A 15741-nucleotide genomic window follows, 5' to 3' on the forward strand; every position below is an offset into this window, starting at 1 on the left:
ATGACAGGGGTCACACGCATAAATGGCACGAAGCCACTCCGGCCCCGTGATAGAGTTGGAGACGTCGCCAGGGAGGACGAGGTCCGCCAGGGCGACGACAACTGAACAACATGCACTCGTAGCTCAATGGATAGAGCATCTGACTACGGATCAGAAGGTTGGGGGTTCGAATCCTCCCGAGTGCGCCACCATGAGACAGTGGCATTGCGGCCCTGAACAGCGGAAACGCGGTTCGGGGCCGTTCTGTGTGCGGTGTCGGTGCACACTCGGCTTCGGCATGGGAGCCACGTGGACTCCAAGTCACACCAGCTCTGAGCTGCGGTTATTCCTGTGAGCTCCGGTGGGAGCCAACCGTTTCAGATGTTCGGCCGACTTTCGTCGGATTGCGATTACCGTATCCACGCCCCCAGAACCCCGCCCTTTGGCCCAAAGGTGGGGATCAGACCTCCAGCAGGCCCTTCAAGGTCGATTCCCACCTGGGAGCGGAAAAACTCCGTACGGAGGATGTCCTCGTCCGGCGCAGGGCAGCGACCGCCTGTGTCCGGGCCAACGCTGAACCACCCGAGGTTGCACGTGGACGGTCCTGGCGGTCAGGCGGCCTTCTTACGCGGTGACACGACGGCCCAGGAGTCGGTATCACCCGGGTGTGCCGCCTGACCGGCCGCTCCCGCGTCACCCACCGCCGACGCCTCGACCTGGCCCCGCCCACCGAACCGGCCCCACGGCCCCCGCACCCGGCGGTCCTGACCCCCGAAGGAGCGGTCCCGAGTGTTGAGTCGGTGAACAGCGAGCCCTACGCCGACCTGCCGCCCGCCCAGATCTGGGCCCGGGAGATGGACGAGGGCCGCTACCACTGCTCGGTCTCCACCATGTACCGGATCCTGCGCGGACATGGCCAGGCCGGCGAGCGGCGCCGCACGGCCACCCACCCGCCCAGGACGGTGCCCGAACTGCGCGCGAACGCACCGGGGCAGGTGTTCACCTGGGACATCACCCGCCTCAAAGGCCCCCGGCGTGGTGAGTACTTCCACGCCTACGTGGTCATCGACATCTACTCGCGGTACGTGGCGGCGTTCACGGTGGAGCGGTCCGAGTCCGGGGCGCGGGCCGCGGAGCTGATCGCCGATCTGGCCGCCGCGAACGGGGTGGCGCCCGGGGTGGTGCACGCCGACCGGGGCGCGGCGATGACCTCCAAGGAGGTGTCCCGGTTGCTGCTGGACCTGGGGATCGAGCGGTCGCACTCCCGCCCCAAGAATTCCAACGACAACCCGTACTCCGAGGCGCAGTTCAAGACGGTCAAGTACGTGTCTGACTACCCGCGCGAGTTCGCGTCGCCGGCGCACGCACGTGAGTGGTTGGAGGGTTTCATGGCCTACTACAACCACGAGCACCGCCATTCGGGGATCGGTTGCCACACCCCGGCGTCGGTGCGTTTCGGTACTGCCGAGCAGGTCCGTGACCAGCGAGCCCGGACTCTGGCCGAGGCGTACGCGGCCCACCCGGAGCGGTTCTCCCGCCGACCGGAACCACCCAGGCTGCCCGAGACGGTGTGGATCAACGACCCGGCCAAACGTCGGGAGGCAGCACCACAGACTTCATGACAAGACCGATGTCTCATTTGATTTGACATCTTCCGCCCGAGGTCCGCCCCACCCGCCTCACCGAAAGCCCCGGACCGCGACGGCCCGGGACCCCGGCCATCCCACACACCCGGTGACAGACCAGACCGGACAACTGGCGCGCCCGCAACGACACCACGGATAAGGGAGCGCACACGGCCACCGGTAGCGACAGCAAGACCCGCAACCTTTAAAGACCGAACCGCGTCGAGAGGCAGGTCCGAGCATCTCCCGCATGGTCGAGTTCGACCGGCGCCCGAGCCGACCTGCGCAAGCCGCTCGGCGCGGACCGCCTCGGCAGGACACACGGGCAAAGGGCCCATCGGTGTCACGCACGGCCGTGCACGCGACACCGACCGGCCTTAGTTGTTTCCAGGACCAGCTCTCACCAGGAACGGAAGGTGGCCCCGGCGTCGGTGGACCGGGTCACCCTGTGGTCGGCGACCACGACGAGCTGCTCGGCGTCGGCGTGGAGTGCCTGTGCCTCCCCCTCGACCAGGCCGGTCGACTCCCAGGTCACACCGGAGTCCTCACTTCGGTGCACTCTCCCGTCCAGCGCCACACCGAAAACGACCTCCGTGTCCGGAACCCAGTCGACCAACGCCAGGGGCGGTGCCCCCTCGACGGGAGCGAAGGCCGCCCCGCCGTCGGTCGAGCGCATCAGTCCGCCCTGTGTGGTGGCCATGACGGTCCGGCCATCATCGGCCATCGACAGGGAGAACGGTTCGATGCCGTCGTCGAGCGTCTCCCAGGTGCTTCCGTCCTCGGTTGCCTGGAGGCTGCCGTCGAATCCGACCACGCGCTCGGCGTTCGCGACCAGGGCGTGGAAGTCCGACTCCCCCGCTCTGGAGAGGGACTGCCAGGTCGCCCCGCCGTCGCGGGACTCGATCAGGCCCACCGGGTTCGGCATGTCGAAACCCTCGTGGGGGTGGCCGCTCGCCACGTAGCGTCCCGGTTCGGCGACCGAGAAGCCCATCAGGTCGATGTCCGGGCCGATCCGCTCCGGCACCACCGACTCTTCTCCCGACCCCTCTGGAGCCGGTAGGACGTAGAGGCCCTCGTGGGAGGCGACCAGGATGTCACCGGTCTCGGGATCGACCCCGACCCCGTGGACGTGCGACACCGCCGTCGGCAGCTTGATGCCCACCACTGCGGATTCCGGGTCCCCGTCCTGTCCCACACCGCCGGAACCGGCCGACGTACACCCGGCCGACGCGACGACCAGGCCCGCGCTCACCACGACGGCGACCGCCAGCCGAGGCCTCTTCTTCAAGTTCACTGCTTCGTACCCATCCCTCACCGGACATCGTGCAACGCGGAACGGGTGCCGGGCGGGCCGCCCGGCACCCTCGACGGGCGGGTCAGTGCCCGCTGTGGCTGTCATCCTCGGGGGACGATTCCTCCGCGCCGCTGTCGCCACCACCGGTTCCGAGCATGTCGTTCATCTGCTCGATCTCGGTTCGCTGCGCATCGACGATCTCCTGCGCCAGCTCCTGGGCCTCAGGGTCGGCACCCTGTTCGATCTCGGTCTCGGCCATGGCGATGGCACCTTCGTGGTGCTCGATCATCATCTCCAGGAACATCGTGTCGAAGGCGTCGCCCTCGGCCTGCTCCAGGTCGGCCATCTGGTCCTCGGACATCATGCCGTCCATGCCGCCGTGGTCCATTCCACCCATGTCGTCCATGGGCTCCTCACCCCACGACTCCAACAGACCGGTCATCTGGTCGATCTCGGGACCTTGGGCCGCCTCGATCTCCGCGGCCAGCCCCCGGACGTCCTCACCGGCCCGGGTCTGGGCCAGCTCCGACATCTCCACGGCCTGCTCGTGGTGCGGGATCATCATCTGCGCAAAGCTGACGTCCGCGTCGTTGAACTCGGTCGCACTCTGCTCGGAAGACTCCGGCGCCCCGGTCGTCGACCCGTCCTCGGCCCCGCCGCAGGCGGCCAGGAACACGGCCGCAGTGACGGCGACGGCCGCCGGGGCGAGGGCACGCTTGTACACGCTCATAGTCGATTCTTCTCTCTCCGTGGTCATTTCGCCGCGCGCGCGAACCAGCGTCGTCGTAGCGGCTGTGGTGCACGTGTCACGACAGACGTCGCTTTCGGACCGGCCGGTCGACATCCGCCGATCGGCCTCCTATATGCGGAACACCTGTAACTGCGTCAGAGAGAGGGCGCCGGGTGGAGGAGAGAGGGTCCGGACGGATCGGCGAAGCAGGCACACCGCGCGCTGCGGCGCCTCGGGCCAACGGTGGAACACCACCGCGGCCACGCCCAGCGGTGTGATCGCGGCAGCCACGATCGCCAGGCACATCAACGTGGGATCCATGGGAGGCGGATCGGTGTCGACGGCGGAGTGGGCCGGCTCCGGTGCCGTGGCCATGGCCATGGCCACCGTCTCATGGCCTCCGCCGTGCTCGTCCTCATGCGGATGGCCGAGCGTGTGCATGGCGCCCACGCCCAGCACCAGCGCCGCCAGGAACAGGATTCGCACCCAAACGAGTCCTACGCGACGGCTCCGCCATGACGTGGACAACGGCATAGCCGCAGGGTAATACCACTGTCTCCGCGGCCTCGGTGATCGCGATCCGCCACGACGCCGGAGCGAGACGCCGAAGACCGCGCAAACGTGTTCCACCCTCTCTCCTCCTATCTCGGTTCGGCCGACACCCGTCAGGGACGCCGGGCGCCGACGAAGTGCTGCGCCCAGTAGTCGGCGAGCCGCACCTCGGAGACGGTCTTACCGCTGCTGGGGGCGTGGACCATCAGGCCGTTTCCGACGTAGAGGCCGTTGTGGCCAAGGTCGGGGAAGAAGAACAGGATGTCGCCGGGCTGGATGTTCTCCCACGAGACCTGGTTGGGCAGGTCGTACTGGGTGTAGGTCGTTCGGGGGATGCTCACCCCGGCGGCTCCCCAGGAGGCCTGCGTCAGTCCGGAGCAGTCATAGCCGTTGGGACCCGTTCCACCCCACAGGTACGGTGTGCCGATCTTGCTGTAAGCGAAGTCGATGGCGGCACGCGCGTTGCCCGAGGCCGAACCGGTGTAGGTGGGGGCGTCCCCTCCCTCCGCGGCCGTCTCACCCGCGTTGACAGGGCTCTCCCCGCCGAACGAGGCCAAGAGTTCCTCCTGCTCGGTGAGGCTGGAGTCCACCTCTTCCTTCTGCTCCTCCAATTCCTCCAACAGCTCGGCGGCCTCATCGCGGGCGAGCTCGGCCTCGGCTTTGAGGGCGATCAGGCGCGCGTCGCTCTCGGCGAAGGCCTCCAGCTCTCTCCTGTTCGACTCGGAGAGGTAGGACAGGTCGGCGGACTGCTCGTAGATCTCCTCGGGGTTGTCGACGAACAGCGAGGTCCGCACCGAGTCGGGGTCGTTGGACTGGTAGCTGGCGCTGGCCAGCCGGGCCACCTTCGTCTGGAGCTCCTCGTAGTGCTCCTCCTCCGAGCCGACCTGCTCGTCCAGTTCCTCGGCCTTGTACTCGGTGACTTCCAGGTTCTCCTCGGCCTTGTTGTACTCCTGCACAAGGGTGCTCGACTCCTGGAGGAGTTCTTCGATCCGCTCCTCGACCTCCTCACGAGTGGGTTCGGGTTCGGCCTGGGCCACGGCGGAGGGAAGGAGCAGGCTTCCGATGATCGTGAAGACCAGACCGGAGAAGATCCGTTTTCTGGCAGCAGTGCGGCGGTCGTTCTTCATGAAGGCCTCATAGTCAGGTACCGCGCTCACCGAAGCGCGGAAATCAGGGGAAAGCTTGAGATGGGGGCCGACACGGCGCAGCTCTCTGGTGTCGGGGCGGCGCGCGAGTGCTCGGCGCGAGGGCGCCGGAGGCGCGCTGATCGGCCCGGGTCGCCGAACGGTCGGCAAGGGCAGCCGTTCAGAGAGCGGCTGGTCCGGAACCGTTCGGGGCGCCGGGAATATCGCGCGCACGACAGGCGAACACGCACACGCGCGTGTGCGGTCGGGTGTGCTGGGTCGGCCTGTCTACACCCGGCGCACGCACAGGGACACGAGTGCCCTGGTGCCGCCGAGCGGAAGGGTGCGCTGGTACCAGGGGGCGCGGTGACCGGCGACCGGGCGCGGTGAAGGCAAGAGGGGGCCGACGAACGCGAAGACGCCGGAGCCCAGCAGCGTGGATGCCGACAGCGATCCCACGCGCTGGTCCGACAGGACGTCCGCGCCGTCATCGCACGCATCGTGCTCATGGCTGTGCACGGTGTCGGAGGAAGCCCTCACGTGCTCAGAAGCGTGGCTGGACCCGACCGGGGACGCGACCCCGTCGGCGGCCGAGGCCGCGTGGGGGTGGCACAGGGAAATGGTCACAACGCCCAAGGCCAACAGCATGGTGAGAACCGCTCTGATCCAGAGCGGCGTCACTGACGTCGGTGATGCTATGGGCACGAGTGACAGGCTACCGAAGCTGTCAAGGAACCATGATCAGATCGGAGACCGACGACCCCAGGGCTGGGGCGGCCCGCCAAGGGTGGGCCGCCGCTGTTCAGCCGCCCGGGCCAGGCATCCGACCAGGCAGACAGGGACGCTGAGAGCTGGCCGGTAGGCCGGTGGCGGATCTCGTTGCGGTTCTCGCACACGCCCACCGGATGAATCCGCACGCACCGGTCTCGTACCGGACCGACCCGATGAGGGGAACACGCGCCGCTCATCGGTCAGGCCAGAGGGGTAGGTCGGGCGTCGCGGCATGGGGAGGCATGCTCGCGGCCTGCCGGTATGCCAGAGCTCAGATACCCCGGATCTCCGCCTACACACCTCCCGAACGCGGGACCGCGCGTGATGAGGACGTGTCAAGACACCTGACACGTCCCGAGAAAATGTTAAGTTCATCCAGGATTCTTAACACGTGGCGTGGATATGTCGAAGGAGTCGACGCGTGCCCTGGAACCCCGACGTTCCCTTCAACGATCTGCCCCCGCTGCCGCCGGCCGACCTCGACCTCGAACCCAAGCCCGTGCTCAAGTCGACCGTCCAAGCCCGGACGGCACTGGCCACACTCGCCCAAGCCGGCCGACTGCTGCCGAACCCCAACATCCTGATCCACGCCGTCCCGCTGCTCGAAGCGCAAGCCAGCTCCGAGATCGAGAACATCGTGACCACGGCCGATGAACTGTTCAAGCACGCCGACTCGGGCGGGGGAGACCACGCCACCAAGGAGGCGCTGCGCTACCGGAGCGCGCTGTTCGCAGGAGTCGAATCGATCAGGAACCGGCCGCTCACGTCTGCGACGGCTATCCGAATCTGCTCCGAGTTGCAGGGGCGGGAGATGGCCATTCGTACGGTGGCCGGCACGCGCATCGCGAACCCGACCACACGGCAGGTCGTGTACGCCCCGCCCGAGGGCGTCGACCTCATTCGCGAGAAGCTTGCGGCCTGGGAGCGATTCGTTCACGCTGAGGACGATCTCGATCCGCTGGTGCGTATGGCGGTGGCCCACTACCGGTTCGAGGCGATCCACCCCTTCCACGATGGCAACGGACGCACCGGCCGCGTCATCAACATCCTGATGCTGATCGAGGCCGGTCTACTGCACGATCCGATCCTTTATCTCTCACGCGCCATCATCGCCCGCAAGAACGACTACTACCGGCTCCTGCGAGCCGTGACGGCTGACGGTGCCTGGATCGAATGGGTCCTCTACATGCTCGACGTCGTCCGCGACTCCGCAGTGTCGACGACGCGAAAGATCGGAGCCATCCGCACGTGCCAGGAGGACATCGCCGAGCGGGCTCGTGCCGCCACCCTGGGTGGTCGGGACGCGCGGTTCTTGGCCGTGCTGTTCGAGCAGCCCTACTGCCGCATCAACACTGTCGCCGACCGGTGCGAGGTCTCGCGCCAGACCGCGTCGTCCTGGCTGCACGCCCTGGTCAAAGCGGGGCTTCTCCGCGACGTCAAGGTCGGTCGCGAACGCCTCTTCGTGAACCATGAGTTCCTGGACGTGTTGACACGCCCCGAGTGAGCCGACACAAGCCACGATCGGCGATCATGGTCGAACACGTTGTCCGCAAACGCCTGTTCGTTGAGCCCGGCGCGCTCGCGAGGCCGCCCTGAAGTCGGCGCCGACGTCGTCCGGCGACTCATGCGGGTTGCCCTGTTTCTGCGCGAGTGTCGTCGATGTCGACCTGGTGGGCATCTTCGATGACCCCTTCCGTAGGTACATCGAAACAGAGAACCCACTCAACTGCCGGAACTGATGCCGGGGAGGCACGATGGCCGACGGGACGCTGTTCTGTGCGTTGCACGGAACCCTGGAGCCCCACCCCTGGTACGACCCCGCCACCGCCGACCCCTACATCCTGTTCCACGCACGGTCCCACACCCGCCGATGGCTGGCCGCGCCCGACGACGGAAGGCCCGAAGCGGGGCTGTGGGGCATGAACGACGCCGGCCTGGACCCCCTCGACGAGGACAGCCGGCGGCTGTGGTTTCAGGTCTCCCGGCAACCACCCGCCGTGCCCCGTCGGGCGGTGCCCGCCCAGCAGATGCTGGACTGCGCCGGGGCCGTCGCCGACCGCATGGGCCGCCTCGACCTAGAGGCCGCCCAACTCCTCGTCCCCCTCCAGGACCTGCCCCCCGGCCCCGACGAAGGAGCCTACGGCGACCTCGTGAGCGCACTTGCCTGGTTCGCCGAGCTACCCGCCCGGTCACGTACCGCCGTGCTGGTGAGTCTGGACTCCGGCACCGGCACAGAGGCCTCCGACGCCGCCCCGGCCATGGTGGAGCGGCTGTGCGAGATCCGCCAGCAGGTCTTCACCGACATCACCGCCGTAACCGACCGGGACGCGGCCCGCGGACCGGCTCCCGGGATCCCCGACTTCCCGGCCATGGAGACTGAGGGACACCGCGCCACCTTCGAGGGATACCTGGCGGAGTGGTCCTGTGAGGCGATCGGGTGGCTGATGGCCTTCGTCTGCGAGGCCGCGATCGAGCAGGGAGTGCGCGTCCCCGTGGTGGCCACCATTCGACTGAACCCACGTCCCGGCGGGTGAGCGGGCAGCCTGACACGATCCTGCGAGCCAACCCGGGGCGATGGGACAGGCTCCACACCTTCCGACTCCGTGTACCACCGCTGTACCAAGGTGGACCATTCCGGCTCAGGGGTGTTCCAACGCGGACCAGGGCCGAACCACGATCCGAGAACACGTGCCATCGCATCCCCGCCTTGTTCGTACAGTAGACGAAGCTCTCAGAGCAGTGGCCGGGGAGATAGCGGGCGAAGCCTTCGAAGAATGAGAATTAGGTCCTGCGCTGGGACGCCCGGTCCCGACGTGGGTCGGCCACAAGTGGAGTACGCCCGCACGAGCCGCCAGGGCCGACCATCTGAACCCCAGGGGGAACCGGGTATCTCGCACCGAAGTACCGAGCTTGGGTCGCCGCGTCGGGACGAACTCCTTCGGCACCACATTTTCCGTTGTCCTCGTTCGAGGACCTTCGAGGTTCGTCCTCGAACGAGGACACACGGAGACCGTCATCGCACAAGGACAGTGCACCAGGGAAACAGCGGACCCTTGTGAGCGGCGTCGTGTCGACCATCGTCGACGACCAGGGCGGCCCTGTGGGCGCTTGTTGGTTTCCTACTTGTTTGACACAATCAGCATCATGTCCGAGACGACGTACAGCATCGGTGAAGGGCCGGCGACCCGGGTCAGTCTTTCCCTGCCCGAGGGGACCGCGGAGGCGATCCGGACCCGGGTCGGCAAACGGGAGTTCTCCGCGTTCATCGCCGCGGCCGTCGAGCGGGAACTGCGGGGACAGGTGCTGGACGAGTACCTGGCCGACTACGAGAGTCGCAAAGGCCCGGTATCCGAGCAGGCGAGGCTGCGGGCGCGGCAGGTCTTCGACGAGGTGTTCGCCGAGGAGGACCAGTGGCCCGCCGTCGGCTGAGCCACGAGGGGACACTGGTCCTGGACAGCGAAGGGCTCTCCAAGCTGCTCGCCGATGACGAGACCGTGGTGGCCCTGGTCGCCGAGGCGCGCTCGCGCGGCATGGAGGTGGTGATCTGCGCGCTCACCATCATCGAGGCCGTGCACACCCGTACGAACAAGGCCCGACTGAACTGGGTGCTGTCCGGTTTGCGCACCGTCCCGGTGGGCGACGAGGAGGCGAAGGCCGCTTCGGCGCTGTTGATGGGGGCCGGGCTGCACGGCCACACGTACGCCATCGACGCGGCCGTGGCCGAGACCGCGCTCCGGCAGCACCGTCCCGTGGTCATGCTGACCTCCGACATCGACGACATGACCAAGCTCTGCGGCGACCGGGTCCGTCTCGTCTCCGTGTGAGTCGCCAGAAAGATGCTTTCGGGCCGACGGGCCCGGCACCGACTACTTCCCGGCATTCCACCGGCGGAGCCAGCGGCGACGGATCCCCGTCCGGGAAGTGTGCTTGTCCGGTTCGGGGCTTCGAAGGTCCTGGCCGACCGATGGTCGTTGCTTTCCGATGCTGCTCCGGCGGCCGTGTTCCATGCCGTGTCGGAGAGAGTCGGTGCGCATGGGGCGTCCGCACGAAACAACACTCTCGCCCTACTGGCGAGGTTCTGTGGTTTCGTGTGATAGAGAGGTCGCGGTGCAGGAAGGGCCCTTCGAGGCGGCCCGCGGGCACCATCTGATGCCGGTCAGCGAAGGCGAGGGGCATGGCTGCGGCGGACCGTGCAGGCTCTGCCGCGCCGAGCAGGGAGCGCGCTGGAGACCCACTCGGGACACCGATCGCGGCGGTGTGGCACATACGTGGAAAAGTACGGAGCCGGACCGGCGGTGCAAGGCTCTGACCTGCGGGTATTCATCCCATCATCCGATTACTACGGATCAGAAGGTTGGGGGTTCGAATCCTCCCGAGTGCGCCACCATGAGACAGTGGCATTGCGGCCCTGAACAGCGGAAACGCGGTTCGGGGCCGTTTTGTGTGCGGATCGGACGCATGTTCGGTTCCAGGACTCCCACCGGACCTGCTCCGGCCCTCAGTTCTTCCCCCAGAACCCCGTGGGAGCCCATCGATTCATGGGGCCGCTTTCGACCGGATCGCGGTTGCGGTATCCACGCTCTCAGAGCGCCATTCCTTTTGATCCAAAGGTGGCCACCAGGCCATCAGCAGGCCTTCAAGGTCAATGCCCGCCCATGGGCGGCGGAACACTGTGCGAAGGATGCCCTGTGCCCCAGGGAAGAGCACCGACCGCCCACACCCGAACCGGCGCTGATCCTCTGAAGGACACGCGTGGACGGTGCCGGACTCGGAGCACACGTACCGGGAGCGCGGCGGCGTCGAAGAGGTGGGGACATACGGGGCCGGGAGAGGGGCGGGCCCTGTGCGCGGGCCCTCGGTCACGGCCCCTGGTACCGGCCGCCGTCGGCCGCGCGGCGCCCGCCGCGCAGCAGGAACGCCCGCCCTCGTCACCGATCACACCGGGATCCGGTCCGGTCGAGAACGTCCTCTCGGCGTTGGAGGAACCCGCCGCTCCCGGCCTGCCGGGTCCGCCGGTGGACGTGGACCGGCCGGTCGGCGGCGGCCCGGCCGCCCTGGACGAACCGGCGTTCGAGGACGCGGGCGGCGTCGCCCGGTTGAAGGACACCGGGCCGATCCGGGGAGGGCGATACGGCTTTTGATAACGAAAACATCACGGAATCGCGGGCGCGGTCTCCTGGTGCCTCTCTGATCCGAATCCCGTGGTGAACGAACAAGGAAGGCTGGTGGTCCGGTGGTACGGGCGGGATCGCACCCGGCCCCGGAAAGGGCGTGGACGTGGCGGGCCGACCCCTGGCGGGCCGACCGCCTCGACGGGGCCGTCCTCGGCCAGGACACCGGCCACGACCACGGACGCAACCCCTACGTCGGCTGCGACGACCCCGACAGCGAACCGTTCCTGCTGGACGGGGACGCAGACCCGCGCCTGCCCGCCGAGACCCGCGGCGTCGGAACCGGGGCCTGGGCGCTCGCCCTGCCCGTGAAGCGTGTTCCGGAAGAGGGTGCGGTGGCCGCCGAGGCAGACGGGGAGCCCGTGACCGTGCGGGCCCGACCCGGGGCCTTCTCCGCTCTGGACGACGCGGTCATCGCGCAGGGCCGCGGAACAACCGCCGCCGACGTCTTCCTCACCGTCCTGGACAGTGGAGAGCTCGCCTTCGAGCGGGACGGCGGCCTCTTCACCGACGACCGGACCGGGAGCCGCCGTAACGTCTCAAGCCGTGCCGTCGACGGTGAACCGGCGGGCAGCGAACCCACCCCGGTCGACCACGTGGACACGTTCTGGTTCGCATGGGCGACCTTCTACCCCGACAACGACATCCTGAGGTGATGATGAAAACGAACCCCCGCTCCTTCACCGCCGCGGCGACCGCCATGGTCGCGATCCTGGGCCTGGCGGCCTGCTCGGCCCCCGAGCCCGAGTCCCCGCCCGAGCCCGAGACGAGCACGGCCCAGCAGGCACGACCCGAGACCGAGACCGGCTCCGAGTCCGAGACGGTGGAGTCCGCGCTGCCCGCGTTCGACGCCCCGACCCTGGACGGGCAGGACCTGGCCTCCACCACGTTGGCGGGCGAACCCGTGGTGCTCTGGTTCTGGGCCCCCTGGTGCAGCGTGTGCCGGGGCGAGGCGGGCGGCGTCGCCGAGGCCGCCGAGCGCTACGAGGGACAGGTGGACTTCGTCGGTGTGGCCGGGCTGGGCGAGGTCGAGGACATGCGCGCCTTCACCTCCGACACCGACACCGACCACATGACGCACATCATCGACGAGGATGGCGGTATCTGGTCGGACTTCGGCGTGGTGGGCCAGCCCGCGTTCGCGTTCGTCAACGCCGACGGCACCTTCGAGACCGTGGCCGGCACCCTGACCGACGCCGACCTCGACGCCCACGTACGCGACGGGCTCCTCGCCGAATGAGCCAGCTACCGTACGCGATCGCGCTGGTGGCGGGCATGCTGGCCGCCCTCAACCCATGCGGGTTCGCCATGCTCCCCGGCTACCTGGCACTGCTGGTCGCCTCCGACAACGACAACGACACCGGCGGCGGGCGCCTGCGCCCGCTGGGACGGGCCCTGACCACCACACTCGCGATGACCGGCGGGTTCACCGCCGTGTTCGCCGTCTTCGGGCTGGTGGCCGTCCCGCTCGCCCTGTCTTTGGAACGCCACCTGCCCTGGGCCACCGTGGTGATCGGGATCGCTCTGGTCGGCATGGGCGCATGGCTGCTGGCCGGGCGCGAGATCGGGTTCCTCATGCCCCGGCCCTCGCCGGGCCGCCCGGTCCGCTCCCTTCGCTGGGCCGCCGCCTACGGCGTCACCTACGCCATCGCGTCCCTGTCCTGCACCATCGGCCCGTTCCTGGCACTGACCACCAGCGCCCTGCGCACCACCAGCGCGCTGGGAATGGTGGGGGTGTTCGCGACCTACGCGGCGGGGATGGGCCTGGTCGTGGGCACCCTCACCGTGGCCGTCGCCCTGGCCCGGCAGTCCGTGGCCGCCCGGCTGCGCTCGGCCCTGCCGTACGTGACCCGCGCCGGCGGCGCCCTGCTGGTCCTGGCCGGGGCCTACGTCACCTACTACGGATGGTTCGAGCTGAGGGTCCTGGCCGGCGCCGCCGGCACCGACCCGGTGGTGGGCGCCGCGGTGCGCTGGCAGGGCGAACTCGCCCGACTTCTCCAGCAGATCGGCGCGGGATGGATCGCGCTCGCCTTGGTGACGCTCATCGCGATCGGCGCGGCGACGGTCCTGCTCCGCCGCCGGCGAACCGACCCGGCCGACCGGCCCATCGCCCCCGCCCCGGAGAAGTGACCGACCGAGGCCGGGTACACGGGCCGCGCCGGCGCCCACGATGGCCCGCGTGCCCGGCCGCGGTCGATGACGTGGAGGGCCTTCGACCGCTCATATGGTGTGCACCACCCGGCACGCGTGTAGGGGGCGAGGGGGATCCGGGCGCTCATCCGCTCCCTTTCGGCCCGGTCGGGGTCCTGGGACAAGGCGCTTTCGGACAGGCCCCGGTGATCCGCCACCGCGTTCCCGTGCGCGATCACGGAGTCGGCGCCGTGCGGCCTGAGCCGCCGCGAGGCCCAGGGCCCTGGGAGACACCGCGGACGAACCGATGGCGCACCCACGGTGGTGGAGCCCCCGTGGCGGAGGCCGCCCACCGCTACCTCTCCGAAACCATCCTGGACAGCCGAGGCCGTGCGTGCCCGTGGTGCCTCCGGGCGGGCTTGGGGCAGAGGCGCATGTCGACAAGGGCGTCAACAGCCTCCAGCGGCGGTGGACCCGGCGTGTCCTCCTGGGACACGCGCGCGATCATCCGGAGGAAAGTCCCGAGGCCAACGTGTGGCGGTCCTGCACGAGATCGGTCGGGGCTCGGCTGCGTCGGCATCAGCGTTCGACCGCAGGGTCGGAGTGAGGTCCAGAGCGGCCGGCAGTCGGAGCAGGGGCTTGGATCCGGCGCCGCGGCGGCCGGCCTCGACGCGGGTCGGCCAAGAGCGGACGACACCGGCTCGGGCCGCCAGGGCCGCCTGGCTGAGGCCCTTGGGAAACCGGGTGTCGCGGTCGCATCCGGCCCCCGGAGTCAGTGGAGCGTCTGAGCGCCGATGACCGACAGCATCTGGAGTTTCTCGTGGCTTTCGGTGCCGGGGATGGCGGTGTAGACCAGCAGTAAGTGGGCCTGGTCCGGGTCGAGGAGCCGCTGGCAGGTCAGCTCCAGCGCGCCGACCTCGGGGTGGACGAAGCGTTTGACGTCGTGGGGGCGTATCCCGATCTCGTGGTCGTCCCACACCCGCCGGAACTCCTCGCTACGGGCCAGCAGCAGTTCGGCCAGGTGGGCGGCGCGGGACTGCGCACCGCGGAGGGTGACGAGTCCGCGCAGCCCCGAAGCGTACATCCGGGTCAGGAAGGGGTGTTCCTCCGGGGCGTGGATCCGTCGGGCGGCGGGGTCGGTGAACCACCGGTACCCCACGCTGCGAGCGGGCCCCGTGTACCGCGTCGTGTCCCCGGTCAGCGCGACGCCCATCGGGGACTGTCGCAGGGTCTCCCCGAGTTCGGTGACGATCTCGGCGGGTGTGTCGTCCAGGCGATCGAGCACGCGCAGGAGCCCGGGGCCGATGTGATCGTTGGACGTGCCCCTGGGGGGCGGGTTGTGGCCGGCCAGGCGGAACAGGTGGTCGCGCTCGTCGAGCGACATGTGCAGCCCCTGGGCGATCGAGGCGAGCATCCGGTGCGACGGCTGAGGACCGCGTTCCCGTTCCAGGCGGGAGTAGTAGTCGACCGACATGTGGCACAGCGACGCGACCTCCTCACGCCTCAGCCCGTCGGTCCTGCGGCGCCGCCCGCGCGGCAGGCCGACGTCCTCCGGTTGCAGTGCCTGACGCCGGTTGCGGAGGAACTCCGCCAGCCCGGGGCGATCGATCACGCGCTTCTCCTTCTGGGGTGCCGTCTTGCTTCCCACCGCCTGTCTACCGCCTGCGGACGGAGGTATCCACGGCCCGCCGATCCCCCCGTAAAGAGCGCAGAGGTGGCCTGGCGAGCCTGTGATCGGGAGGCCCTGGATAGGTCCGCGCCCCCCACCCAGGATCGGTGCCGAGGCCCGAGCGGAATCCGGGGAGCCGAAGCCGACCGGGCCGGTCAGCGGTCGGTCCCCGCCCGTGGCGGGCGACGCGATTCGGTGATCACCGCCGGGCCCGTGTCAGGTCCGCCTACACCGGGATCGCCCGCGCGGATCGAGGGTTCCGGATCGCCCCGGCGACGGAAGCTCGACGACGAACCCACCACCACGACCTGAAGGAGCAGAACGATGTCACGTCGACCCATCGACATCACCGTGCCGGACCTGTCCGGAAAGCGCGCCGTCGTCACCGGTGCGAGCGACGGGATGGGCCTGGGGATGGCCGCGCGGCTGGCCGCCGCGGGTGCGGAGGTGATCATGCCGGTCCGCAACCCGGGCAAGGGCGAGGCCGCCCTCGCGAAGATCCGGAGCGCGACACCCCACGCCGAGGTCTCGCTGCGCAGCCTCGACCTGTCCTCCCTCGACTCGGTCGCGACCCTCGGCGACACCCTGCGTGAGGAGGGACGGCCGATCCACATCCTGATCAACAACGCCGGTGTGATGAGGCCACCGAACCGACAGACCACGGTCGACGGGTTCGAGCTGCAGTTCGGCACCAAC

General features: G+C 69.0%; 17 protein-coding genes and 1 tRNA gene. 11 read left to right on the forward strand and 7 right to left on the reverse strand.

What is annotated here, in order from left to right; all coding sequences use genetic code 11:
• Positions 1 to 112: 112 nt before the first annotated feature.
• Both PWG71_RS21650 and PWG71_RS21655 read left to right on the forward strand, forming a co-directional pair.
• Positions 113 to 188 (forward strand) — tRNA-Arg (locus PWG71_RS21650).
• A 456-nt stretch (positions 189 to 644) separates the two neighbouring features.
• A complete protein-coding gene (locus PWG71_RS21655; RefSeq protein WP_274811761.1) occupies positions 645 to 1601 on the forward strand; it encodes a DDE-type integrase/transposase/recombinase in 957 nt (318 codons plus the stop codon).
• Positions 1602 to 2004: 403 nt separating this feature from the next.
• On the opposite strand, the gene PWG71_RS21660 is transcribed toward PWG71_RS21655, so the two are convergent.
• From PWG71_RS21660 to PWG71_RS21680, 5 genes are all read right to left on the reverse strand, one after another.
• Positions 2005 to 2892, reverse strand: coding sequence for a F510_1955 family glycosylhydrolase (locus PWG71_RS21660; protein ID WP_274811762.1), 888 nt, complete (start codon positions 2890 to 2892; stop codon positions 2005 to 2007).
• Between the two features lie 88 nt (positions 2893 to 2980).
• Positions 2981 to 3628 (reverse strand): DUF305 domain-containing protein, encoded by a 648-nt coding sequence (locus PWG71_RS21665; protein WP_274811763.1) that lies wholly within the window; start codon positions 3626 to 3628, stop codon positions 2981 to 2983.
• 129 nt (positions 3629 to 3757) lie between these two features.
• Positions 3758 to 4114, reverse strand: a complete 357-nt coding sequence (locus PWG71_RS21670; RefSeq protein WP_274811764.1) for a DUF6153 family protein — start codon at positions 4112 to 4114, stop codon at positions 3758 to 3760.
• 179 nt (positions 4115 to 4293) lie between these two features.
• Positions 4294 to 5307, reverse strand: a complete 1014-nt coding sequence (locus PWG71_RS21675) for a C40 family peptidase (RefSeq protein WP_274811765.1) — start codon at positions 5305 to 5307, stop codon at positions 4294 to 4296.
• Positions 5308 to 5592: 285 nt separating this feature from the next.
• Positions 5593 to 5844 (reverse strand): hypothetical protein, encoded by a 252-nt coding sequence (locus tag PWG71_RS21680; RefSeq protein ID WP_274811766.1) that lies wholly within the window; start codon positions 5842 to 5844, stop codon positions 5593 to 5595.
• Between the two features lie 652 nt (positions 5845 to 6496).
• On the opposite strand from PWG71_RS21680, the gene PWG71_RS21685 reads away from it, so the two are divergent.
• The 8 genes from PWG71_RS21685 (at position 6497) to PWG71_RS21720 (ending at position 13376) form a co-directional block, all read left to right on the forward strand.
• Complete coding sequence (locus tag PWG71_RS21685; RefSeq protein ID WP_274811767.1) at positions 6497 to 7579, forward strand: Fic family protein; 1083 nt, start codon at positions 6497 to 6499, stop codon at positions 7577 to 7579.
• Positions 7580 to 7829: 250 nt separating this feature from the next.
• Positions 7830 to 8609: a hypothetical protein gene (locus PWG71_RS21690; protein ID WP_274811768.1), complete on the forward strand. Its 780-nt coding sequence runs from the start codon at positions 7830 to 7832 to the stop codon at positions 8607 to 8609.
• 610 nt (positions 8610 to 9219) lie between these two features.
• Complete coding sequence (locus PWG71_RS21695; protein WP_274811769.1) at positions 9220 to 9504, forward strand: hypothetical protein; 285 nt, start codon at positions 9220 to 9222, stop codon at positions 9502 to 9504.
• Positions 9486 to 9899 (forward strand): DNA-binding protein, encoded by a 414-nt coding sequence (locus tag PWG71_RS21700; protein ID WP_274811770.1) that lies wholly within the window; start codon positions 9486 to 9488, stop codon positions 9897 to 9899. Before PWG71_RS21695 ends, PWG71_RS21700 begins: the two co-directional genes overlap by 19 nt.
• A gap of 1152 nt (positions 9900 to 11051) precedes the next feature.
• On the forward strand, positions 11052 to 11216 hold the full coding sequence (locus tag PWG71_RS21705; protein ID WP_274811771.1) for a hypothetical protein: 165 nt from the start codon (positions 11052 to 11054) through the stop codon (positions 11214 to 11216).
• Between the two features lie 92 nt (positions 11217 to 11308).
• Positions 11309 to 11902: a DUF3179 domain-containing (seleno)protein gene (locus PWG71_RS21710; RefSeq protein ID WP_274811772.1), complete on the forward strand. Its 594-nt coding sequence runs from the start codon at positions 11309 to 11311 to the stop codon at positions 11900 to 11902.
• Entirely contained in the window at positions 11902 to 12486 is a 585-nt protein-coding gene (locus tag PWG71_RS21715) for a TlpA family protein disulfide reductase (RefSeq protein WP_274811773.1), read from the forward strand. The genes PWG71_RS21710 and PWG71_RS21715 overlap by 1 nt, the downstream gene beginning before the upstream one ends.
• Positions 12483 to 13376 carry a cytochrome c biogenesis CcdA family protein gene (locus tag PWG71_RS21720; RefSeq protein WP_274811774.1) on the forward strand — a complete coding sequence of 298 codons (894 nt, stop codon included), beginning with the start codon at positions 12483 to 12485 and terminating at the stop codon, positions 13374 to 13376. The genes PWG71_RS21715 and PWG71_RS21720 overlap by 4 nt, the downstream gene beginning before the upstream one ends.
• A gap of 449 nt (positions 13377 to 13825) precedes the next feature.
• Here PWG71_RS21720 and PWG71_RS28865 read toward each other — a convergent pair whose 3' ends face one another.
• Together PWG71_RS28865 and PWG71_RS21725 are read right to left on the reverse strand one after the other, a co-directional pair.
• A complete protein-coding gene (locus PWG71_RS28865; RefSeq protein ID WP_446725074.1) occupies positions 13826 to 14152 on the reverse strand; it encodes a helix-turn-helix domain-containing protein in 327 nt (108 codons plus the stop codon).
• The gene (locus PWG71_RS21725; protein ID WP_274811775.1) at positions 14149 to 14988 is read right to left on the reverse strand and encodes a helix-turn-helix transcriptional regulator; all 840 of its coding nucleotides are present in this window, start codon (positions 14986 to 14988) and stop codon (positions 14149 to 14151) included. Before PWG71_RS21725 ends, PWG71_RS28865 begins: the two co-directional genes overlap by 4 nt.
• Before the next feature lie 381 nt (positions 14989 to 15369).
• Between PWG71_RS21725 and PWG71_RS21730 the strand changes: the two genes are divergently transcribed.
• Positions 15370 to 15741 (forward strand): SDR family NAD(P)-dependent oxidoreductase (locus PWG71_RS21730; RefSeq protein WP_274811776.1); only part of this gene is annotated, 372 nt, incomplete at its 3' end.

It is taken from the genome of Nocardiopsis sp. N85 (genome assembly GCF_028882275.1).
Lineage (GTDB): Bacteria > Actinomycetota > Actinomycetes > Streptosporangiales > Streptosporangiaceae > Nocardiopsis > Nocardiopsis lambiniae.